16 protein-coding genes and 1 pseudogene are annotated in these 21,787 nt (G+C 68.0%); 4 read left to right on the top strand and 13 right to left on the bottom strand.

The genetic code is table 11. The features are described 5' to 3' along the window. Positions 1 to 5 precede the first annotated feature (5 nt). The 3 genes from AC1DYP_RS13230 to fdhD all read right to left on the bottom strand — a co-directional run bounded on the left by AC1DYP_RS13230 (position 6) and on the right by fdhD (position 4,374). Positions 6 to 1,184, bottom strand: coding sequence for a GNAT family N-acetyltransferase (locus AC1DYP_RS13230; RefSeq protein WP_477046718.1), 1,179 nt, complete (start codon positions 1,182 to 1,184; stop codon positions 6 to 8). Between the two features lie 77 nt (positions 1,185 to 1,261). Continuing rightward, positions 1,262 to 3,559 (bottom strand): FdhF/YdeP family oxidoreductase, encoded by a 2,298-nt coding sequence (locus tag AC1DYP_RS13225; protein WP_477046717.1) that lies wholly within the window; start codon positions 3,557 to 3,559, stop codon positions 1,262 to 1,264. Next, entirely contained in the window at positions 3,559 to 4,374 is an 816-nt protein-coding gene (gene fdhD, locus AC1DYP_RS13220) for a formate dehydrogenase accessory sulfurtransferase FdhD (RefSeq protein ID WP_477046716.1), read from the bottom strand. Before fdhD ends, AC1DYP_RS13225 begins: the two co-directional genes overlap by 1 nt. Before the next feature lie 118 nt (positions 4,375 to 4,492). Between fdhD and AC1DYP_RS13215 the strand changes: the two genes are divergently transcribed. After that, positions 4,493 to 6,160 carry an FAD-dependent oxidoreductase gene (locus AC1DYP_RS13215; RefSeq protein WP_477046715.1) on the top strand — a complete coding sequence of 556 codons (1,668 nt, stop codon included), beginning with the start codon at positions 4,493 to 4,495 and terminating at the stop codon, positions 6,158 to 6,160. Between the two features lie 197 nt (positions 6,161 to 6,357). Here the strand turns inward: AC1DYP_RS13215 and AC1DYP_RS13210 are convergent. From AC1DYP_RS13210 to rpsL, 4 genes and pseudogenes are all read right to left on the bottom strand, one after another. Further along, positions 6,358 to 7,379 (bottom strand): annotated as a pseudogene (locus AC1DYP_RS13210) (elongation factor Tu). Positions 7,380 to 7,496: 117 nt separating this feature from the next. Continuing rightward, on the bottom strand, positions 7,497 to 9,575 hold the full coding sequence (gene fusA / locus AC1DYP_RS13205) for an elongation factor G (protein WP_477046714.1): 2,079 nt from the start codon (positions 9,573 to 9,575) through the stop codon (positions 7,497 to 7,499). A gap of 114 nt (positions 9,576 to 9,689) precedes the next feature. Then, positions 9,690 to 10,163, bottom strand: coding sequence for a 30S ribosomal protein S7 (gene rpsG, locus AC1DYP_RS13200; RefSeq protein WP_007661568.1), 474 nt, complete (start codon positions 10,161 to 10,163; stop codon positions 9,690 to 9,692). A 13-nt stretch (positions 10,164 to 10,176) separates the two neighbouring features. Beyond that, positions 10,177 to 10,548, bottom strand: a complete 372-nt coding sequence (gene rpsL, locus AC1DYP_RS13195; protein WP_007661566.1) for a 30S ribosomal protein S12 — start codon at positions 10,546 to 10,548, stop codon at positions 10,177 to 10,179. Between the two features lie 443 nt (positions 10,549 to 10,991). On the opposite strand from rpsL, the gene AC1DYP_RS13190 reads away from it, so the two are divergent. Next, positions 10,992 to 11,774, top strand: coding sequence for a hypothetical protein (locus AC1DYP_RS13190; protein WP_477046713.1), 783 nt, complete (start codon positions 10,992 to 10,994; stop codon positions 11,772 to 11,774). Here the strand turns inward: AC1DYP_RS13190 and AC1DYP_RS13185 are convergent. The 3 genes from AC1DYP_RS13185 to AC1DYP_RS13175 form a co-directional block, all read right to left on the bottom strand. Beyond that, on the bottom strand, positions 11,701 to 13,542 hold the full coding sequence (locus AC1DYP_RS13185; protein ID WP_477046712.1) for a methyl-accepting chemotaxis protein: 1,842 nt from the start codon (positions 13,540 to 13,542) through the stop codon (positions 11,701 to 11,703). The two genes, AC1DYP_RS13190 and AC1DYP_RS13185, sit on opposite strands and share 74 nt — an antisense overlap. A gap of 166 nt (positions 13,543 to 13,708) precedes the next feature. Then, on the bottom strand, positions 13,709 to 14,623 hold the full coding sequence (locus AC1DYP_RS13180) for a pyridoxamine 5'-phosphate oxidase family protein (RefSeq protein ID WP_477046711.1): 915 nt from the start codon (positions 14,621 to 14,623) through the stop codon (positions 13,709 to 13,711). A gap of 1 nt (position 14,624) precedes the next feature. Beyond that, positions 14,625 to 15,254 carry a glutathione S-transferase gene (locus AC1DYP_RS13175; protein ID WP_477046710.1) on the bottom strand — a complete coding sequence of 210 codons (630 nt, stop codon included), beginning with the start codon at positions 15,252 to 15,254 and terminating at the stop codon, positions 14,625 to 14,627. Between the two features lie 94 nt (positions 15,255 to 15,348). Between AC1DYP_RS13175 and AC1DYP_RS13170 the strand changes: the two genes are divergently transcribed. Then, a complete protein-coding gene (locus AC1DYP_RS13170; protein ID WP_477046709.1) occupies positions 15,349 to 15,492 on the top strand; it encodes a hypothetical protein in 144 nt (47 codons plus the stop codon). Next, entirely contained in the window at positions 15,477 to 16,271 is a 795-nt protein-coding gene (locus AC1DYP_RS13165; RefSeq protein WP_477046708.1) for a LysR substrate-binding domain-containing protein, read from the top strand. Before AC1DYP_RS13170 ends, AC1DYP_RS13165 begins: the two co-directional genes overlap by 16 nt. A gap of 3 nt (positions 16,272 to 16,274) precedes the next feature. On the opposite strand, the gene AC1DYP_RS13160 is transcribed toward AC1DYP_RS13165, so the two are convergent. The 3 genes from AC1DYP_RS13160 to rpoC all read right to left on the bottom strand — a co-directional run bounded on the left by AC1DYP_RS13160 (position 16,275) and on the right by rpoC (position 21,736). Then, the gene (locus tag AC1DYP_RS13160; RefSeq protein WP_477046707.1) at positions 16,275 to 16,823 is read right to left on the bottom strand and encodes a hypothetical protein; all 549 of its coding nucleotides are present in this window, start codon (positions 16,821 to 16,823) and stop codon (positions 16,275 to 16,277) included. A gap of 89 nt (positions 16,824 to 16,912) precedes the next feature. Further along, positions 16,913 to 17,386, bottom strand: a complete 474-nt coding sequence (locus AC1DYP_RS13155; protein ID WP_477046706.1) for a hypothetical protein — start codon at positions 17,384 to 17,386, stop codon at positions 16,913 to 16,915. 159 nt (positions 17,387 to 17,545) lie between these two features. After that, positions 17,546 to 21,736: a DNA-directed RNA polymerase subunit beta' gene (gene rpoC, locus AC1DYP_RS13150; protein WP_477034200.1), complete on the bottom strand. Its 4,191-nt coding sequence runs from the start codon at positions 21,734 to 21,736 to the stop codon at positions 17,546 to 17,548. Positions 21,737 to 21,787 lie beyond the last annotated feature (51 nt).

Here is a 21,787-nt window from a genome sequence, read left to right as displayed (position 1 = left end):
CTCCTTCATTCGGCGAGCAAGGCCAGGCCGAGCCCGAGGCCCAGGCCGAGCCCCAGTCCCGCGCCCACGGTTCCGGTAAGGCGGCGATGGCGAACGGTCAGGCCCGCGACCAAGGACGAGGCGCCCTTGATCTGGCCGGCCAGGCCGGGTTCGCAGGCGGCGATGCGGTCGAAGCGTCGGCTCAACCGGGTTCCGGCCGCCGCGATCCGGCGGCCGCCGGGCAGGTCGGCCACGCGGGCCACCAAAGGCGCATGCGGCGTGATCAGCCCTTCCAGGGCCGGCTCGGCGGGATCGGCGAAGTCTTCCTTGTAGGCCTCTTCGCTGGGGCCGAAGTCGACGCGTGCGATCCCGCGCTCGGCGCAGACCCGCAGCGTCTCCAGGGTCATCAGCGCCCCTGGCGAATAGCGCGCATAGTCGGGGTCGTAGATCGGGAACCACAGGTGATGCCGGTCACCGCTGGTCAGCCCCAGCTCGGCGGCCACCACCACGTCACCAGCCCGCAACACCGCCAGGCGCAGGCCGAAATCGGCGTCGGCCACGGTGTCCAGGTCGTGCAGCAGACGGGTCGTCCAACCGCAGGCGAAGATGTCGTGCTGGTGCGTGCGGCGGATCTGGGCGCGCTTCTCGGAGATCACCCGCTCCAGCAGCGCCGGCGAGGGTCGATCGAAGTCGAACCGCACCGCGCCGTGATCGCGCTCCAGCGCCCGCATCCGCCGGCGCTTGTCCTTCAGGAAGGCCGACGCCCGTCCGGCCTGATAGGCCTCGAAGCCGTTCGAGAGATCGGCGATCATCGCGCGGCGAGCCTGCAGGCCCGGCTGGACCGGCGCGCCGACCAGCCCGCTGACCCGCAGGCGGCGTCCGCCCAGGGCTCGCACGACCTGCCCCAGGTCCAAGCCCTCGGCGGGATCGGCGATCAGGCCGTGGAAGTCGCTCATCGGCGCGCCCAGCGGCTGCAGCGCGCCGCCGCGTCGCTGGAACGGGAAGAAGCCGACGACCCGTCCGCCACGCCGGATCACCCCGACCCCGCCCTCGGGCGAGACGCGTTCGGCTGCCTCGACATAGCGCAGGTCGAAATAGGGACTGCCCAGATGCGGATGGGCCGCGCGCAGGGCGCGCCAGAGCGTGCGCTCGCCCTCCCCCAACTCGGCGACCTTGACGGCCTCGACTTCGATACGCGTGTCCACGACGGACAATTCCCCCCTACGGCGGTGCAACCTTAGGCATGGGGTGGCGACCAAAGGGTAAAGGTTGCCGCGAAATTTCAGCCCGCGTGGGCGGCCAGCCGGACCGGAACCGACTTGTAGGCCGGCGTGCCGCTGCGCCGGTCGTGATCCTCCAGCGCCACCAGGRCGTTGGCCTCGGGATAGTAGGCGGCGAGGCAGCCGCGCGGGATATCGCGCTCCACCAGGGTGAAGCCGCGCACGGCCCGCCGCCCGGTGTCGTCGAACGCCGCCGTCAGGTCGATGCGGTCGCCGGCCTTCAGGCCCCGCGCGGCGATGTCGTCGGGATGGGCGAAGACCACGTCGCGGCGGCCGAACACCCCGCGATAGCGGTCGTTCTGGCCGTAGATCGTGGTGTTGTACTGGTCGTGGCTGCGCAGGGTGGTCAGCAGCAGCACGTCGGCGTCGCCGCGCCGGGCGTCGCGGCCGTCATGGCGGTGGGCCAGGAACTGGGCCTTGCCGCTGGGCGTCTTCCACACCCGGTCGGACGGCGGCACGGGCAGGCGGAAGCCGCCCGGCTGGCGCACGCGCTCATTATAATTGGCGAAGGCCTCGGGAAAGACCGCCTCGATCAGGTCGCGGATCCTGTCGTAATCGGCGGCAAGGCCCGGCCAGTCGACGATGTCGTCCGGTCCGAACAGGGCCGCGCCGATCCCGGCGACGATGGCGGGCTCGGACTTCAGCTGGTCCGAGGCCGGGGGATTGAGGCCGCGCGAGGCGTGGACCATCGACATCGAGTCCTCGACCGTCACCGCCTGGCGCACACCCGCCTGCAGGTCCATTTCGGTGCGCCCGAGGCACGGCAGCAGCAGGCTTTCCGCGCCATGCAGCAGGTGGGTGCGGTTCAGCTTGGTGGCGACGTGGACGGTCAGGCCGACCTTCTGGAACGCCGCGAAGGTGCGGGTCGGGTCCGGCGCGGCGACGGCGAAGTTGCCGCCCAGCCCGACGAACACCTTGGCCTCGCCCGCCTCCATGGCCGCGATGGTCTCGACCACCGTGTGGCCGTGCTCGCGCGGCGACTTGAAGGCGAACACCCGGTCCATGGAGTCCAGGAAGGCGGCCGAAGGCTTCTCCCAGATGCCGACCGTGCGGTCGCCCTGGACGTTGGAATGGCCCCGCAACGGACAGATCCCCGCCCCCGGCCGGCCGATATTGCCCTTCAGCAGCAGCAGATTGACCAGCTGCTGCACGGTGCTGGAAGAGCTGCGGTGCTGGGTCAGGCCCATGCCGTAGCAGAGGATCGTGGCCTTGGCGGCCGCATAGGCCCGGGCCGCTTCCTCGATCTGGGCCCGCGACAGGCCCGAGCTCGCCTCGATCTCGTCCCAGCTCAAGCCTTCGACGATGGCCTTCACCATCTCGAAGCCCTCGGTGTGTTCGGCGATGAAGGCATGGTCCAGGACGGTGCCCTGGCTCTCGGCGTCCAGGACCAGCACGGCCTTCATCATGCCCTGAACCGCCAGGGCGTCGCCGCCGACGGTCAGCTGGTAATAGGCCGAGGCGATCGGCGTCGAGGTCAGCGTCGCCATCTCGACCGGGTCCTGCGGCGAGGCGAATTTCTCCAGCGCCCGCTCCTTCAGAGGATTGAAGGCCAGGATCGTCGCGCCGCGCCTGGCGGCGTCGCGCAGAGTGGTCATCATCCGCGGATGGTTGGTGCCGGGGTTGTGGCCGAAGCTGAGGATCAGGTCGGCGTGGTCGAAGTCCTCCAGCGTCACCGAACCCTTGCCCATGCCGATGGAGTCCGGCAGGCCGACGCTGGTCGGCTCGTGGCACATGTTCGAGCAGTCGGGGAAATTGTTGGTCCCCACCCGCCGGCCCAGCAGCTGAAACAGGAACGCCGCCTCGTTGGAGGCCCGGCCCGAGGCGTAGAACTCGGCCTGGTTGGGGTGATCCAGCGCGCGCAGGGCGTCGGCGGTCCGCGCGAACGCCTCGTCCCAGGCGATGGGCAGGTAGCGGTCCGTCGCCTTGTCGTAGGCCATCGGATGGGTCAGCCGGCCCAGGTCCTCCAGGGCGTGGTCGCTCCAGGTCTTCAGCTCGGTGACGGTGTGGGCCGCGAACGCCTCGGGCGTGGCGCGCTTGGTCGTCGCCTCCCAGGCCACGGCCTTGGCCCCGTTCTCGCAGAACTCGAACGAACTGGTGTGCTTGGGATCGGGCCAGGCGCAGCCGGGGCAGTCGAAGCCCTCGGGCTGGTTGGCGCGCAGCAGGGTCTTGCCGCCCTCGATCACCGTTTCCTGGTCGGTCAGCGCCCCGGCCACCGCCTTCAGCGCGCCCCAGCCGCCGGCGGCGTTGTCGTAGCGGTGGATGCCGGGGATGCCCGCGTTGGATTTGGAGTCATCGGCCATCACGCGGGTTCCGGAACGGTGTCGAGCAGGCGCTCGGGATAGGTGAAGACCGTATGGCCGTCGGCGCGGGCCAGGGCGACCAGGGTCAGGCCCGACTCCTCGGCCCGGCGGATCGCCAGGTCGGTCGGCGCCGACACCGCCACCAGGATCGAACAGCCCATCCGAACGGTCTTCTCGACCATCTCGAACGAGCACCGGCTGGTGACCAGCACGAAGCCGCCGATGGCCCGGTGGTCGCCGGCCGCCATGGCGCCGGCCAGCTTGTCCAGGGCGTTGTGACGGCCGACGTCCTCGCGGATCAGGACCAGCGCCCCGTCCGCGTCGGCGAAGGCCGCCGCATGGGTGGCGCGGGTCAGCCGCCCCAGGGCCTGGGCCGCGTCCAGGCCCTCGATCGCGCGCTGCACCGCCTGGTGCGAAATCTTCACCCCGCCTTCGATCTGGGGCAGCGGCCGCACGGCGTCGGCCAGGCGCTGCACCCCGCACAGCCCGCAGCTGGAGCGGCCCTCCAGCGTGCGCGGCCGGGCCTTGCGCTGGATCGCGCCGGGCCTGAGCTTCACGTCGGCCAGGATGCCGAGCTCCGTGCCGGTGACCTCGATCCCAAGGATATCCTCGGCCCGCGCCACCGCTTCGGTCACGGTGAAGCCCATCGCCAGGTCCGCGACGTCGGCCGGCGTGGCCATCAGCACCGTATGCGGCCGGCCGTCGAACGACAGGCCCACGGCGACTTCCTGAGGAGTGGCGCGGGCGATGGTCTCGGACCCGGCCCCGACCCGCCACTGGGTGGCGGAACGACGTTGAACGGCGGCTTTCGACATGACCCGGACTCTACTGCTTCGGTGCTCCCGCGTCCAAGAGCGCACATCACGGCAGGAACGTTCAAATCCGACGCGGTTGTAGGATGACCGCTCGCCCGTCCTGACGCACTCTAGGGTCATGGCCGTCATCGACACCCGCCGCGATCAGATGTTCCCCAGCTTGGCGCCGGAGGAAATCGACCGCATCCGCCGCTTCGGCGATATCGCCCACGCCAAGGCCGGGGCCGTGCTGGCCAGGGCCGGCGAGGTCTCGCCCGGATTGATGGTGATCCTCGAGGGCCGCGCCCGCATCAGCCGGCGCGACGCCCACGACGAGAGCCACATGATCGTCGAGCATGAGCCCGGCCAGTTCATCGGCGAGCTGGCCCAGCTGTCGAACCGCCCGTCGCTGGTCGACGTCGAGGCCCTGACCGACCTGGAAGTCCTGCGCATCAAGCCCGACCGCCTGCGCGCGGTGCTGATCGCCGAGGCGGAACTGGGCGAGCGGATCATGCGGGCCCTGATCCTGCGTCGGGTCGGGCTGCTGGAAACGGGGGCCGGCGGCCCGGTGATCATCGGCCGAACCAACGACGGCGAGGTCATCCGACTGTCGGGCTTCCTCGGCCGCAACGGCCATCCCTACCAGCACCTGGACCCCGACAAGATCGACTGCGCCAAGGTGCTGATCCAGCGGTTCTCGATCGACGAGGCCGAGCTGCCGATCGTGCTGTGTCCCGGCGGCCAGATCCTGCGCCATCCGTCCAACGCCGAGCTGGCGCGCTGCATCGGCATGGTCGGCGACCTGGATCCGAGCCATGTCTACGACGTGGCCGTGGTCGGGGCCGGTCCGGCCGGCTTGGCGACGGCGGTCTACGCCGCCTCCGAAGGCCTGTCGGTGCTGGTGCTGGACACCCGGGCGTTCGGCGGCCAGGCCGGGGCCTCGGCGCGGATCGAGAACTATCTGGGCTTCCCCACCGGCGTCTCGGGCATGGCCCTGATGGCCCGCGCCTACAATCAGGCCCAGAAGTTCGGCGCCAATCTGGCTATCCCCGACGAGGTGGCGACGCTGGACTGCGAGGGCGACGCCAATGGGAATGGGGGCCTGGGCGGTTATCACCTGAAGCTGGTCAGCGGCGAAACCACCCAGGCCAAGACCGTGGTGATCGCCAGCGGCGCCCGCTACCGGCGGCTGGACGTGGCCAACCTCGACCAGTTCGAAGGCAGCAGCGTCCACTACTGGGCCTCGCCGCTCGAGGCCAAGCTGTGCGCCGGCCAGGAGGTCGCCCTGGTCGGGGCCGGCAACTCGGCGGGCCAGGCGGCGGTCTATCTGGCCAGCCAGGTCAAGAAGGTCTGGCTGGTGATCCGCGGCAAGAGCCTGGCGGCCAGCATGTCGCGTTACCTGATCGAGCGGATCGAGGGCCTGCCCAATATCGAGGTCGTCACCCGCAACGAAATCTTCGAACTGGAGGGCGAGGACGGCCAGCTGCGAGCGGTCCGCTTCCGCGATCTCGACACTGGCGAGGAGGACCGCTGCGAGCTCAGTCACCTCTTCCTGTTCATCGGCGCCGCACCCAACACGTCCTGGCTGACCCAATGCCGGGTCGAGCTGGACAACCACGGCTTCGTGCGCACCGGCCAGGACCTGTCGCCGGGCCATCCGTCCCTGCAGACCAGCCGCCCCGGCGTGTTCGCGATCGGCGACGTGCGGGCCGGTTCGGTCAAGCGCGTGGCGGCGGCGGTCGGTGAAGGCGCCCAGGTGGTGGCCGCGATCCACGCCTATCTGTCCGAGCCCGTGACGACGGCGTAGTCCCTCCCCCTATGGGTGAGGCGATCGCGCAGCGATCGGTGGGGGGAAGTTTATGGTCGTTGACCTCGCTCGCCGATCACTCCCCCTCCGTCGGCTTCGCCGACACCTCCCCCACAGGGGAGGACCGGAATAGCAAAAGGCCCCGGAGTTTCCTTCGGGGCCTTCGCTTGGATCAGCTGTAGTCAGAAAGCCGAGACCTACTCGACGATCTTGGCCACGACGCCGGCGCCGACGGTGCGGCCGCCTTCGCGGATGGCGAAGCGCAGGCCTTGGTCCATGGCGATCGGGGTGATCAGCTCGACGTCCAGCTCGGCGTTGTCGCCCGGCATGATCATTTCCACGCCTTCGCGCAGCTTGATGATCCCGGTCACGTCCGTGGTGCGGAAGTAGAACTGCGGRCGGTAGTTGGTGAAGAACGGGGTGTGACGGCCGCCTTCTTCCTTGGTCAGGATGTAGGCTTCGGCCACGAACTTGGTGTGCGGGGTGATCGAACCGGGCTTGCACAGCACTTGGCCGCGCTCGACGTCTTCGCGCTTGGTGCCGCGCAGCAGCACGCCCACGTTGTCGCCGGCTTGACCTTGGTCCAGCAGCTTGCGGAACATCTCGACGCCCGTGCAGGTCGTCTTCTGGACCGGACGGATGCCGACGATCTCGACTTCCTCACCGACCTTCACGATGCCCTTTTCGACGCGGCCCGTGACCACGGTGCCGCGGCCCGAGATCGAGAACACGTCTTCGACCGGCATCAGGAACGGCAGGTCGATCGGACGATCGGGCTGCGGGATGTAGGTGTCGACCGTGGTCATCAGTTCCAGGATCGACTGCTCGCCGATGACCGGGTCGCCGCCGTCGATGGCGACCTTGGCCGAACCCTTGGTGATCGGGATGTCGTCGCCCGGGAAGTCGTACGACGAAAGCAGCTCGCGCACTTCCATCTCGACCAGCTCGAGCAGCTCGGCGTCGTCGACCAGGTCGACCTTGTTCATGTACACGACCAGGGCCGGCACGCCGACCTGACGGGCCAGCAGGATGTGCTCGCGGGTCTGCGGCATCGGGCCGTCGGCGGCCGAATGTCGGCGTAGTTCTTCGCGGTCGCACCACCCGACTTGGCCAGGATGATGGTGATCGCGGCCGTCAACGTCGTCTTGCCATGGTCAACGTGACCAATCGTGCCGATGTTGCAGTGCGGCTTGTTACGTTCGAACTTTTCCTTGGCCATTTTCTTAGCTCCAGGACCCCAGAGGGGCCTTCAATGGTTGAACTTCTGGGGTGGTGGGCGGACGGGCTCATCAGAGCCCGTCCTATTCATCTCGTACGCTTTTTTCGGGGAAAAAGCTTACGCGTACTTCTTGATCACTTCGTCGGCGACGTGTTGCGGCACCGGCTCGTAGTGGTCGTACTGCATGGTGAACTGGGCGCGGCCTTGGCTCATGCCGCGCAGGGTGTTCACGTAGCCGAACATGTTGGCCAGCGGCACGAAGGCGTTCACCACCGTGGCGTTGCCGCGCATGTCTTGGCCCTGGATCATGCCACGGCGAGCATTCAGGTCGCCGATGACCGAACCCAGGTACTCTTCCGGGGTCACGACCTCGACGGCCATGATCGGCTCGAGCAGCTTGGGAGCGCCCTTTTCACGCAGTTCCTTGAAGGCGGCGCGCGACGCGATTTCGAACGCCAGCACGCTGGAGTCGACGTCGTGGTACTTGCCGTCCGTCAGGGTCGCCTTGAAGTCGATCAGCGGGAAGCCGGCCAGCAGGCCGTTGTCCTTCACGGACATCAGGCCCTTTTCGACGCCGGGGATGTATTCCTTCGGCACCGCGCCGCCGACGATCGAGTTTTCGAACACGAAGCCCGAACCCGGCTCGCCCGGTTCGAAGGTGATCATGACGCGGGCGAACTGGCCCGTACCGCCGGTCTGCTTCTTGTGGGTGTAGTCGATCTCGGCCCGCTTACCCAGGCTTTCGCGATAGGCAACCTGCGGCGCGCCGATGTTGGCTTCGACCTTGTAGGTCCGCTTCAGGATGTCGATCTTGATGTCCAGGTGCAGTTCGCCCATGCCCTTCAGGATCGTCTGACCGCTTTCGAAGTCGGTCGAGACGGTGAAGGACGGATCCTCGGCGGCCAGCTTGGCCAGGGCGACGCCCAGCTTTTCCTGGTCGGCCTTGGACTTGGGCTCCACGGCGATCTCGATGACCGGGGCCGGGAATTCCATGCGCTCCAGGATGACCGGCGACTTCAGGGGATCGCACAGGGTGTCGCCGGTGCGGGTTTCCTTCAGGCCGGCCAGGGCGACGATGTCGCCGGCGAAGGCTTCCTTGATGTCTTCGCGGTTGTTGGAGTGCATGAGCAGCATGCGGCCGACGCGCTCGCGCTTGTCGCGCGTGGCGTTCAGCAGGCTCATGCCGGTTTCCAGCTTGCCCGAATAGATGCGGCAGAAGGTCAGCGAACCAACGAAGGGGTCGTCCATGATCTTGAACGCCAGAACCGACAGCGGCTCTTCGTCCGAAGCGCGACGCACGACTTCTTCTTCGGTCTTGAAGTCGATGCCCTTGGTCGGCGGGATGTCCAGCGGCGACGGCAGGTAGTCGACGACGGCGTCCAGGAGCGTCTGCACGCCCTTGTTCTTGAAGGCCGAGCCGCAGAGGATCGGATAGAAGGCGCCGGTCAGCACGGCCTTGCGGATGCACTTCTTCAGCACGGCTTCCGAGGGCTCTTCGCCGCCCAGATAGGCTTCCATGGCGTCGTCGTCGAGCTCGACGGCGGCTTCGACCAGGTAAGCGTGGGCTTCCTTGGCCTTGTCCAGCAGGTCGGCCGGGATTTCTTCGTCGCGGAAGTTGGCGCCCAGGGCGTCGTTGTCCCAGATGACGGCCTTCATGCGGACCAGGTCGACCAGGCCGCTGAGGGTGGTTTCCGAGCCGATCGGGAATTGGATCGGAACGGCCTTGGCGCCCAGGCGGTCGCGGATCGACTCGACCGACTTGTCGAAGTCGGCGCCGATCTTGTCCATCTTGTTGACGAAGACGATGCGCGGAACGCGATACTTGTCGGCCTGGCGCCAGACGGTTTCCGTCTGCGGCTCAACGCCGGCGTTGCCGTCCAGCACCGCCACGGCGCCGTCGAGCACGCGGAGCGAGCGCTCGACTTCAATCGTGAAGTCGACGTGTCCGGGGGTGTCGATGATGTTGAGGCGCTTGTCTTTCCAGAAAGCGGTCGTCGCGGCCGACGTGATGGTGATGCCGCGCTCTTGTTCCTGGTCCATCCAGTCCATGGTCGCGGCGCCGTCGTGGACTTCGCCGATCTTGTGCGACTTACCCGTGTAATACAGGATCCGCTCGGTCGTCGTCGTCTTTCCGGCGTCGATGTGCGCCATGATGCCGAAGTTACGGTAGTCTTCGATTTTATGCTGGCGGGCCATGGATCTAGCTCTGCGTGACAGCCCGGCCCCAAGCTGGGGCAGGGACATTTAAACGTGCGGCGCGGGCGGTTTATCTCAAACCGCCCGCGCCTGAAAGAGTGCTGGTAAGAAAGGTTACCAGCGGTAGTGCGAGAACGCCCGGTTGGCTTCAGCCATCTTGTGCGTGTCTTCGCGCTTCTTCACCGCGGTGCCGCGGTTGTTGGAGGCGTCGAGCAGCTCACCGGCCAGCTTTTCGGTCATGGTGTTCTCGCCGCGCTTGCGGGCGGCGGTCACCAGCCAACGGATGGCCAGCGCACGGCGACGGTCCGGACGGACTTCCACGGGCACCTGGTAGGTGGCGCCGCCGACGCGACGCGACCGGACTTCGATCGCCGGGGCGACGTTGTCCAGGGCGGAGTGGAAGGTCTCAAGCGGACCTTGGTCCTTGCGCTTGTTTTCCAGGATGTCGAAAGCACCATAGATGATGTTTTCGGCGACGGCTTTTTTGCCCTCGTACATCACGTAGTTCATGAACTTCGTGACAATCAGATCTCCAAACTTGGGATCCGGCAGGACTTGGCGTTTCTCGGCGCGACGGCGGCGGGACATCTTCTTCTATTCCTTACTTCGGACGCTTGGCGCCGTAGAGCGAACGACGCTGCTTACGATCCTTGACCCCTTGGGTGTCGAGGACGCCGCGCAGGATGTGATAGCGGACGCCGGGCAAGTCCTTGACGCGGCCGCCGCGGATGAGCACCACCGAGTGCTCCTGCAGGTTGTGGCCTTCGCCCGGGATGTAGCAAACGGCTTCGATGCCGGTGGTCAGACGGACCTTGGCGACCTTACGCAGAGCCGAGTTCGGCTTCTTCGGGGTCGTCGTGTAGACGCGCGTGCAAACGCCGCGACGTTGGGGGCAGCCCTTCAGGGCGGGCACCTTGTTCCGGACCGGCTTAGGCTGGCGCGGTTTGCGGATGAGCTGGTTGACGGTAGGCATTAAGTCTCTGCTCTGATGGAAGCGTGTGCCTTTCGGCCGAAGCGCTTCAGGGTCCTTGTCGTTTTTATTCCGGCTTGTCTCGGCCCCGGAGGGGGACCTGATAAACACGAAACTCGCCGGGACGCGGAAGGCGTTCCGGCGGGCTATCCGTCGGGTAAGGGACGGGCGCTCATCAGGACGGACAGGGTCCGCCTCGAAAAGAGCGCGGAAACTACTCGCGAACGTCTTCCACGTCAATGCCGAGTCAAATCGCGGGTTTAGGTCGGTCAACAGCCCTCTGACGGCCACGCTTTCGCCGCCGCCGGATGGGTCGTCGTCCCGGGGACCTATCCCCGAAAACCCTAGTGGCGCAAGCGGTCGGGAAACCCATCTAACGTTCGCGGGCCACGGTTTCGCCACTTGCGGTGGCAAACCTCGCGCCCTTGCTCCTGTCGAGTTTGTCCTTGTCCCAGAACGCGGCGCGCAGAACCCGGTTGAGAAACGGCGCCGTCTTCTGCGGGTCCCTGCTGCTGCACGCCGTGATCCTGGCCGTCCTGGGCTGGCCGGTGGTGGCGCGCTTCCAGGACCGGTCCAACGACGAGGACGCCATCAGCGTCACCCTGGAGCGCGAGCTCGTGCCTCGACGGCTCGCGCCGGAGACCGTCGCCAGCCCCGACCGCGCCGCCGCGGCCCTGCCCGTGCAACCGCGCGCGCCGCGCCTGGTCGCGCCGCCCTGGGTGAGGCCGCTGGGCGTCGCGCCGGCTCCCGGGCCGCCCGCCCCCGCCAACCGCGAGACCGGAGCCCATCCCGCGCCGCTGCCGGAAGGCCCGCGCGGCGATCTTCGCACCGCCTTGCGCGGCAGCGCCGCCGGCTGCGCCAACGCCGATGCGGTCGGCCTCAACCGGCGTGAGCAGGAGCATTGCGACGAGAAATTCGGCGAGACGGCCCGCAACGCGCCTGTCTACGACGCGCCGATGGACGCCGGTAAGCGACGAGGCTTCGACGCCCAGGCGCTCAGGCAGCAGGCCGACCGCGCCTATCGCGACGCGCCGATGGGCGTCGGCGTGGACCATCGCAGCCGCGAAGGTCCGGGAACGATGAAGGACATCCCGTGGGTCGGCGGGGCCGGGCAGGACGGGCTAGGCCGACAGAAATCGGCCGAGCAGCAGGCTCTTAAGCGGCTGGACGATGCGCGGAAGGCCGACGAGCGTCGGAAGCAGGCCGAGCGCCAGACCGATCAGCGCTAGCCGCGCCCACTTTGAAATGGCTGATCAGGGCGGCTAGGCCCTCGACCTCGCGCACCAGGGTCATGCTGTCGGCGGCCGAGCGGTTGACCATGGCGGCGTTCTTCTGGGTGGCCTGGTCCATGTGGCTGACGGCGATATTGACCTCCGACAGGCCCGAAGCCTGCTCGGCGGCCGAGGCGGCGATCTGGCCGATCACCCCGTCGATGGCTCCGACCTGACCGGCGATCTTCTGCAGGGCCTCGCCGGTGCGGCCCACCAGCACGACGCCGGCCTCGACCTGGCGGGCGGAGTCGGCGATGTGGACCTTGATCTCCTTGGCCGCGTCGGCCGAGCGCTGAGCCAGGGCCCGCACTTCCTGCGCCACGACCGCGAAACCGCGACCGGCGTCGCCCGCACGCGCGGCTTCGACGCCGGCGTTCAGGGCCAGCAGGTTGGTCTGGAAGGCGATCTCGTCGATCACGCCGATGATCTGGGCCACTTGGTGCGAGGAGGCCTCGATGCCGCTGATTGCCTGGATGGTTTCGTCGACGACGGTGCGCGAGCGGCCGGCCTCGGCCTGGGCCTGGCTGACCGCCTCGCGGGCGCCGCGCGCGCCGTCGGCGGCCACGCGGACGGCGTTGGTGATTTCGGTCAGGGCCGCGGCGGCCTCTTCCAGGCTGGCGGCCTGCTGCTCGCTGCGGGCCGACAGGTCGCCGGCCGCGCCCGCGATGCCGTTGGCGCCCGAGGTCAGGCCGCCCACGGCGGAGATCACCGCGCCTAGCGCCCGCTCCAAGCGTTCGACGGCCTGGTTGAAGTCGGCGCGCAGGCGCTCGTAGTCGGGAGCGAAGGCCTCGGTCAGGCGCACGGTCAGGTCGCCGGCCGACAGACGGTCCAGGCCATGGGCCAGGCGCGAGACCACCAGGGCCTGCTGCTCGGCCTGCTGGCTGTCGCGATCGGCGGACAGGCGGCGCTCGGCCTCGGCGGCCTGGCGATGGCTTTCGGCGTCGGCCTCGATGCGGCCCTTCTCGCGGGCCTCGTCGCGGAACGCGTGGACCGCGTCGGCCATCAGGCCGATGTCGTCGCGGCGGCCGGCGAACGACAGGGCGACGGTCAGATCGCCGCCCATCACCCGCTTCATGGCGTCGCGCAGGTCGCGCAACGGCGACAGCTGGCGGCGGACCACGGTCACCGAGGCGGCGACGCCGAGGCCGGCCAGCACCACGCCGGCCACGGCCAGCCAGATCAGCTGACGATAGACCGGCTGGAAATAGTCGGCCTTGGCCACGCCGACATAGAGGATGCCGATCACCTCGCCCGAGGCGTTCTTGATCGGGTCGTAGGCGGCGAAGTACGGCTTGCCCAGCACCTTGGTCTCGCCGCGATAGGGCTCGCCCCGGCCCAGCACCGAGTCGTAGACCGGGCCCTTGGCCAGGGGCGTGCCGACGCCCCGGCTGCCGTCCGGCTTCTGGACGTTGGTGGCGATGCGGGTGTCGCCCATGAAGATGGTCATCGTGCCGCCGACCATGTCCTTGACGTGGTCGACCGTGGCGATGTCGCCGTTCAGCGCCTTGCCGCCCACCGTCAGCTTGTCGCCGTCGCGCGCGAAGGCCGCGCCCTTGCCGCCCACCGCGTCCCAGGCCACGCGCATGCTCGCCTCTTGCTGGCTGACCGCCTGCGACTTGGCGAAGTCGAGCGAGTTCTTGCCGACGATGGCCAGCAAGGCCAGCAACAGGGTCATGAAGGCCGCCACAACCGTGAGGCTGACCTTGGTGGAGATGTCAGAACGCATTGGGGCGCCGATGTCTGGAGAAACCTGTCTTTCGGTTTGCATCGCAACATCTCAAGCAAGGCTTAACCTTGCTGCACATTGGTCCGACAAACAAAAATCGCGACGTTGCGCCGCACCCAAGGCCTGGGCGCTTCGATTTCACGGTTCAGTCCGAAGAGCCGGCGACCTAGGCCGCCGCGTTCCAGGCCTGGGTCATCAGCGTCACCGGCGAATAGTCGCCGAACGTCCAGCGCAGCGGCAAGGCGGCGGGGCGGCGCCAGGCGCGCTCGACCGTGAACCGCCACTGGCGCTGGACGCCCTCGGGCCATTCGCCGCCCGGCGGCTCCCAGTCGATCTCGGCCCGGCCCTGCAGGTGCAGCAGGTCGCCGGTCTCGAAATCCACGAACAGCAGGGCCGCGCGGTCGTCGAGCACCAGGTTGCCCAAGGTGTTGAAGAACCGGTTGCCCCGGAAGTCCGGGATGGTCAGCACGTCGCCCGCCACCTTCACGAAGCCCGGCAGGCCGCCGCGATGCGAGATGTCGACGCCGCCGTTCTCGCCAGCGGCGTTGGTGGCGACAAACATGGTGTCGGCGTGGGCGATCTGGGCCAGCGCCTCGGCGGTCGGAAAGGCCAGGGCCGCGGCCGGGGTCGTGGAGGCCGGCCCCGGCGCCACGGCGCGGGTCTGGATGTACTGCGGGCAGTTGCCGAAGCTCTGGAGCACCTCCAGCGTCAGCCCGCCCTGCCCCGCCGCCGTGATCCGGCCGTTGACGCGGTTGCGGCGGCGGGTGGCGAAGTCCAGGCCGAGGGCCCCGAACGGGCGACCGGCGGCGAACAGCTCCGCGCCCGGCTCCCCTTCGCGCGGCAGGGCCGCGACGGTCAGGGTGTTGGGGTCCGGGCTCTGGATGAAGCCGGGCCGGCCGGTCAGCACGGTGGCGACGGGCCAGCCGTCCGCGTCGGTCGTCGCCACGAACAGATAGGGCAGCAGGCCGAAGAACTCGCGGTGCTGGTCGGGCATGAACGCCCGGATGCCTGTCATGCCCGGCGCGCCCGTTCCGGCCAGGGTCTGGGCGATCAGCTCCCCGCGATGGAACGGGCTTTCCACCTTAGGCCGCCTTGGCGAAGTCGGGGATCGCCTGGAACCACGGCTGAACCTCGACCCGGGCCAGCCAGGCCCGCACGGCCGGATAGGGCTCCAGGTCGACGCCGCCGTCGGGGGCGTGGGCGATGTAAGAGTAGCAGGCCAGGTCGGCGATGGTGACGTGGTGGGCGGCCAGGAAGGCGCGGTCCTTCAGGTGCTCGTCCATGAAGGTCAGGATCCGCGCGGCGATGCGGGCGGCGCGAGCCGGGTCGTCGGGGAAGCCGAACAGGGTGATCAGCCGGGCGGTGGCCGGGCCGTGCGCGACCTCGCCGGCCGCGATCGACAGCCAGCGCTGAACGCGGGCGGCGGCGACCGGCTCCTGCGGCAGCCAGGCGCTGTCGGGGGCGTAGCGGCGGGCCAGATAGACCAGGATGGCGTTGCTGTCGGCCAGGATCAGCTCGCCGTCCTGCAGCACCGGGATCTGGCCCAGCGGGTTGAGGGCCAGGAAGGCCGGGCTGGCGCGGACCGGGCCGGGCGCGTCCTCGAAGCGATAGCTCAGGCCCAGGGCGTTGAGCATCAGGGCCACCCGGTGGGTGTGGCCCGACAGGCTGACGCCGTGCAGGACGATTTCGGTCTCGAGCTCGCTCTTGGTCATGGGAGGTCTCCGCCTATTGCGATGGCGAAGTTTCGCTCTTGCGCCGTGCGGAATGAATTGAGCAAATCGGCAAGTCATAATTGCGGATTTTGCAATGGATCGTCTGGACGAGCTGGCGCTGCTGGTCGCGGTGATCGACGCCGGCGGCCTGGCGGCGGCGGGACGCAAGCTGCGGCGTTCGCCCGCCGCCATGACCGGGCCCTGGCGGCGCTGGAAGAGCGGATGGGCGCGCGGCTGATCGAGCGCACCACCCGCCGCCTGGCGCCCACCCAGGCCGGCCGCGACCTGGCCGAGCGGGCCCGGCGGCTGCTGGCCGACTACGAGACCGCGCTCCAGGCCCCGGCCCCCGACGCGGTGCGCGGCACGCTGCGGATCACCGGCCCGACCGTGTTCGGCGGCCGGCACCTGACCCCGGTCGTCGCCGACTTCCTGGCCCAGCATCCCGGCGTCCAGGCCGACCTGACCCTGCACGACCGCAATCTGGACCTGATCGAGGGCGAGCTGCACGTGGCCCTGCGGATCGGGCCGCTGGCCGATTCCAGCCTGCTGGTCCGCAAGCTGGGCGAGGTGGCTCGCGTGGTCGTGGCCTCGCCCGACTATCTGGCCGGGCGCGGAACGCCGCTGGAGCCAGGCGACCTGGCCGAGCACGACCTGATCCTGACCACCGTGGTTTCGGCCTCGCCCGAATGGCGGTTCGAGCATCGGGGCAAGGCCCGGGCCGTACGGCTGGAGCCCCGGCTGCGGGTCAACAATGTCGAAGCGGCCCTGGCGGCGATGCTGGCCGGGCGCGGGATCGGCCGGGCGCTGTCGTACCAGGTGGCGCAGGACCTGGCGGCGGGACGGCTGGTCCGCCTGCTGCCCGACTTCGAGCCCCCGCCCCTGCCGGTGCAGCTGGTCACGGTGGGCGGACGGTTCATGCCGCCGCTGGTGCGGGCGTTCCTGGACTTCGCGGGGCCGCGGCTGGAGCGGTTGGCGGTGCTGCGGGCAGCCGACGAGCGCCGCGACACCGCCCAGTGACGCCTAGGGCGGCGGTGCGGGCGTGGCGACGCCGCCGGCGACGGTCTGGGTCTTGTAGCAGCGGTCCTTGTGGGCGCGCCAATAGACCGGATCGATGCTGTCGCAGCCGTTCTGGATGATGGCCTGCTGGATCTCGGGCGTATCGACGCTGGTCTGGCCCATGTGCTTGCGGATCAACGGCTTGCACGCCTTCACGGCGCGAGGGCTGATGTTGTCGTGCTGGCGGATGACCTCGAAGGCGGTCTTGCCCGCCTCCTGCGTGGCCACGAAGCCCCGCGACAACTGCCCCTCCTCGGACGACTCTCCGCACAGGGTCCGTCCGCTGGCGTCTTCGCTGATGGTCAGGGCCTTGTACAAGACCTTGCCAGGCAGCTTGCCAGGCTCCTCGTAGGTCTCGACGACCTTGGCCCAGGCGGCCTCGACGAAGGCGCGATCTGCCGGCAGGAGGAAGCCATCTGAGACCTTGGGCTTGGGCGCGGGCGGAGGCTCCGGCGCGCAGGCCTGCAGCGTCAGCATCACCAGGGCCGCGGCCCCCATTCCCCACTTGGTCATCGCTTCCCCCCGAACGCGAAAAGGCGGCCCTGATGGGTCCTGCCATAGCTTCACAATTAGCATATGCCCCGATCGGGGAAGCCCCGCCGTTACGACGCGTCCGCCACCGCCGGACGAGCCTCAACGCCTGTGCAGTAGCGTGCGTAGGCGAACAGATAGCGCTGGTCGAGCCGTCCCGCGCACCCGGCCCGCTCATAGTCCATCATCGTCGACATGAGCGGCCCGCCAGGATTCGCGAGCGCGCGCCGGAGGATCGCGCGGCACTGGAAGCGGGCCCTGGCGGTGAGGGTGTCTCCGCCGCGATAGATCATGAAACCGGCGGCCCCGGGGTCATGGGCGGCGATCATGCCCGTCCAGCCTCGGCCTGGTCCGCTGGCGTCGACGCACAGCGCCTCCGCGCCATTGGGCATGCGGCTGACCACCGGGTCCCAGAAGCTGACCTTTTCCGGCGCCTCGAACCGCCTGGCGATCTTGCCCGAGGCGAGATCGACGAACGCCTTGTCGGCGGGCGCGGTGAAACGGTCGGACAGTTTCGGCGGCGCCGGCGGCTTGTACAGGATCACGGCCGCCCCCGCGGCCGCCACGCCCAGGCCGAGCACCCAGAAGACAATCCTACGGACCACGTTCCCCCCGAAACACGTGCGGCCATACGCAAAGAGCGGCCGGGACCAAGGTCCCGACCGCTCTTGACTAGCACAACCAGAAGGCTTGTCGCCGTCCAGTTATTCCACGGTCGCCGAAGCGATTTCGGCCGGCAGCGGCTCCATCGCTTCTTCGCGCTGCTGGGCCAACTGCTCGTCGCGCTTGGCGGCGACGCGCTGCAGGCTGCGCAGGTAGGAACCCGTACCGGCGGGGATCAGGCGACCCACGATGACGTTTTCCTTCAGGCCTTCCAGGGTGTCGGTCTTGCCGTGCACCGAGGCTTCGGTCAGGACGCGGGTCGTTTCCTGGAACGACGCGGCCGAGATGAAGCTCTTGGTCTGCAGCGAGGCCTTGGTGATGCCGAGCAGCACGGGCTGCGTCGTGGCCGGACGACCGCCGCGCGCGACGGCCTTGTCCTGCTCGACGTAGAACTCGGGCTTGTCGAGGTGATCGCCCTTGATCAGACCCGTATCGCCCGGCTCCAGGATCTCGACCTTCTGCAGCATCTGACGAACGATCGTCTCGATGTGCTTGTCGTTGATCGGCACGCCCTGCAGTCGATAGACCTCCTGGATTTCGTCCACGAGGAAGTTGGCCAGGGCCTCGACGCCCAGGATGCGCAGGATGTCGTGCGGATCCGGGTTGCCGTCGATGATGTACTCGCCGCGCGCGATGAAATCGCCATCGTGCACCGCGATGTGCTTGCCCTTGGGGATCAGGAACTCGACCGCTTCACCCTGGTTGCCGTCAGCGTCGACTTCCGGGGTGATCTTGATGCGGCGCTTGTTCTTGTAATCCTTGCCGAATTCGACACGGCCGTCCATTTCCGCGATGACCGCGCAGTCCTTGGGACGGCGGGCTTCGAAGAGTTCGGCGACGCGCGGCAGACCACCGGTGATGTCCCGGGTCTTGGCGCCTTCGGTCGGGATACGCGCGATGACCTCGCCCGGCTTGACCATGTCCCCGTCGGCGACGGAGAGAATGGCGCCGACCGACATCAGGTAGCGAGCCTCGCCGCCGTTCGCCAGGCGAACATAGGCGCCGTCTTCACCCAGCACGCCCATGGCCGGGCGCAGGTCCGAAGCGCGGGCCGAGGTCCGCCAGTCGGCGATCACGCGTTGCGCGATGCCGGTGGCTTCGTCGGTCTCCTCGCGGACGGAGAAGCCGTCCACCAGGTCTTCGGCGCGGATGCGGCCGGCCACTTCGGTGATGATCGGGGTGGTGTAGGGGTCCCAATCGGCGAGGCGCTGGCCGCGCTTCACCTTGTCGCCGTCCTTGACCTTCAGGCGCGCGCCGTACGGCGGCTTGTAGTTCTCGCGTTCCTTGCCGTCGACCAGGACGCTGACGGCCGTGTTGCGGCTCATGACGACCAGCTGGCCGTCCGAACCCACCACGGTGGCGCCGGTCACGCGGACCGTACCGTCGTTGCTGCTTTCGAAGAACGACTGCTCGGCCACCTGGGCGGTGCCGCCGATGTGGAAGGTCCGCATCGTCAGCTGGGTGCCGGGCTCGCCGATGGATTGGGCGGCGATGACGCCGACCGCTTCACCGATGTTCACCGGGGTGCCGCGGGCCAGGTCGCGGCCGTAGCAGGCGCCGCAGACGCCGACCTTGGCTTCGCAGGTCAGGACCGAACGCACCTTCACCGACTGCACCGCAGCGGCTTCGATGGCGTCGGCCATGTTCTCGGTCAGATAGGTGTCGGCCGGGATGATGATCTCGCCGGTCGCCGGGTCCTTGATGTCCTCGGCCGAGAAGCGGCCCAGGACGCGCATGCCCAGCGAGACGAGGACGTCGCCGCCCTCGACCACGGCGCGCAGGGTGATGCCCCGCGTGGTGCCGCAGTCTTCCTCGACGATGATGCAGTCCTGCGCCACGTCGACCAGACGACGGGTCAGGTAGCCCGAGTTGGCGGTCTTCAGCGCGGTGTCCGCCAGGCCCTTACGGGCGCCGTGGGTCGAGTTGAAGTACTCCTGAACGGTCAGGCCTTCCTTGAAGTTCGAGACGATCGGGGTCTCGATGATCTCGCCGGAGGGCTTGGCCATCAGGCCGCGCATGCCGCCCAGCTGCTTCATCTGGGCTTGCGAACCACGAGCGCCGGAGTGGGCCATCATGTAGATGGCGTTGATTTCCTTCTCGCGGCCGTTCTCGTCCTTATGCTTCATCTGAAGCTCGGCCATCATCTCGTCGGCGACGCGGTCGGTGGCCTTGGCCCAGGCGTCGACGACCTTGTTGTACTTCTCACCCTTGGTGATCAGGCCGTCGGCGTACTGTTGCTCGTACTCTTCAGCCAGGGTGCGGGTTTCGGCGACGATCGCCTCCTTCCGCTTCGGGATGATGATGTCGTCCTTGCCGAAGGAGATGCCGGCCTTGGCCGCTTCCTTGAAGCCCAGACCCATGATCTGGTCGGCGAAGATCACCGTCGCCTTCTGACCGCAGTGGCGGTAGACGACGTCGATCAGGTTGCCAATTTCCTTCTTGGTCAGCGCCTTCTCGATCAGTCGGTGACCGATCGCGGTGTGCTGGGGCAGAAGGGCGGCGATCTTCATCCGGCCCGGGGTGGTGTCGATCACTCGGCGACGGATGACGCCGTCGGCGTCCATTTCCGTGAAGCGCGACTTGATCTTGGCGTGCAGGCTGACGACGCCGGCGTCCATGGCGGCTTCGATCTCGCCCAGGTCGGCGAAGATCTTGCCTTCACCCGGTTCACCTTCGCGGGCGACCGACAGGTAGTACAGGCCCAGGACGATGTCCTGCGACGGCACGATGATCGGGCGACCGTTGGCGGGCGACAGGATGTTGTTGGTCGACATCATCAGGACGCGCGCTTCCAGCTGGGCCTCGAGGCTCAGCGGGACGTGGACGGCCATCTGGTCGCCGTCGAAGTCGGCGTTGAACGCGGCGCAGACCAGCGGGTGCAGCTGGATGGCCTTGCCCTCGATCAGCTTCGGCTCGAACGCCTGGATGCCCAGACGGTGGAGCGTCGGAGCGCGGTTCAGCATCACCGGGTGTTCGCGGATAACCTCTTCGAGGATGTCCCACACCTGGGGCTGTTCGCGCTCGACCATGCGCTTGGACTGCTTGACGGTGCCCGACAGGCCCTTGGCGTCCAGGCGCGCGTAGATGAACGGCTTGAACAGCTCCAGAGCCATCTTCTTGGGCAGGCCGCACTCGTGCAGCTTCAGGTCCGGACCCACGACGATGACCGAACGGCCCGAATAGTCGACGCGCTTGCCCAGCAGGTTCTGACGGAAGCGGCCTTGCTTGCCCTTCAGCATGTCGGCCAGCGACTTCAGCGGGCGCTTGTTGGCGCCCGTGATGACGCGACCGCGACGGCCGTTGTCGAACAGGGCGTCGACCGACTCCTGCAGCATCCGCTTTTCGTTGCGGATGATGATGTCGGGGGCGCGCAGCTCGATCAGGCGCTTGAGGCGGTTGTTACGGTTGATGACCCGGCGATACAGGTCGTTCAGGTCCGAGGTCGCGAAGCGGCCGCCGTCCAGCGGCACCAGCGGACGCAGTTCCGGCGGAATGACCGGAACGACCGTCAGCACCATCCATTCCGGGCGGTTGCCGGACTCGGAGAAGGCTTCGAGGATCTTCAGGCGCTTGCTGAACTTCTTCTGCTTCATGTCCGACGGGTTGCCCGCCAGCTCTTCGCGCAGCTTCTCGGCCTCCTTGTCGAGGTCGATGGCCTTCAGCAGGTTCTGGACGGCTTCGGCGCCGATCTCGGCGGTGAAGCTGTCGTCGCCGTACTCGTCCTGGGCGCGCATGAAGTCGTCCTCGCTGAGCAGCTGGTGCTGCTTCAGCGGGGTCAGGCCCGGCTCGGTGACGATGTAGTATTCGAAGTACAGGACGCGCTCGATGTCCTTCAGCGGCATGTCGAGCATCATGGCGATGCGCGAGGGCAGCGACTTCAGGAACCAGATGTGGGCGACCGGCGAGGCCAGTTCGATGTGGCCCATGCGCTCGCGACGGACGCGGGCCAGGGTGACTTCAACACCGCACTTTTCGCAGATGATGCCCTTGTACTTCATGCGCTTGTACTTGCCGCACAGGCATTCGTAGTCCTTGGTCGGGCCAAAGATACGGGCGCAGAACAGACCGTCACGCTCGGGCTTGAACGTGCGGTAGTTGATGGTTTCCGGCTTCTTGATCTCGCCGAACGACCACGAACGGATCTTTTCGGGCGAGGCCAGCGAGATGCGGATCTGGTCGAAGGTCGGAGCGGCCTGGACCGGATTGAAGATGTTCAGGACTTCCTGGTTCATCTTGGTTCCTTCTGCGGGATCACCCGCGAAAATTCAAAGTGGAGAGAGGCT

The organism is Caulobacter sp. P1_D6, assembly GCF_056406095.1.
This window is presented reverse-complemented; position numbering and strand designations above follow the sequence as displayed.